Below are 781 nucleotides of genomic sequence, written 5' to 3'. Positions count from 1 at the left end.
GAGCAGTTGGCTTTTAACCAATTTGTCGAAGGTTCAAATCCTTCACGGCCGACCACTCCTAAAGTAAAAAGTAAAAGCAAAAAATTAAAGTACAGGAACGGCCGTTAGCTCAGTTGGTAGAGCAGTTGGCTTTTAACCAATTTGTCGAAGGTTCAAATCCTTCACGGCCGACCACTCCTACTTTAATCGAAAAAACTCTAACATTATTTATCAAGCCTCAGCTTTTAACAACTAAAGTTAGACGGAAGGTTCAAATCCTTCACGGCCGACCACTCCTTACTTAAAGCATCCCATAGTTAAATCATCTAAGTATAATTAAAATATAAAAGTCTCAGCTTTTAACTAGCCAAAGTTAGTTCGAAGATTCAAATCCTTCACGGCCGACCACTCCTTACTTAAAGCATCCCATAGTTAAATCATCTAAGTATAATTAAAATATAAAAGTCTCAGCTTTTAACTAGCCAAAGTTAGTTCGAAGATTCAAATCCTTCACGGCCGACCACTCCTTACTTAAAGCATCCCATAGTTAAATCATCTAAGTATAATTAAAATATAAAAGTCTCAGCTTTTAACTAGCCAAAGTTAGTTCGAAGATTCAAATCCTTCACGGCCGACCACTCCTTACTTAAAGCATCCCATAGTTAAATCATCTGAATAGTTAAACCATCTAAGTATAATTAAAATATAAAAGCCTCAGCTTTTAACCAGCTAAAGTTAGATCGAAGGTTCAAATCCTTCACGGCCGACCACTCCTTACTTAAAGCATCCCATAGTTAAATCA

General features: G+C 36.6%; 1 tRNA gene. It reads left to right on the top strand.

From position 1 onward, the window contains the following. Positions 1-98 precede the first annotated feature (98 nt). Positions 99-174, top strand: a tRNA-Lys gene (locus CWS31_RS17345). Positions 175-781: the final 607 nt, after the last annotated feature.

The organism is Colwellia echini, from assembly GCF_002843355.2.
GTDB classification, from domain to species: Bacteria; Pseudomonadota; Gammaproteobacteria; order Enterobacterales; family Alteromonadaceae; genus Colwellia; species Colwellia echini.
This window is presented reverse-complemented; position numbering and strand designations above follow the sequence as displayed.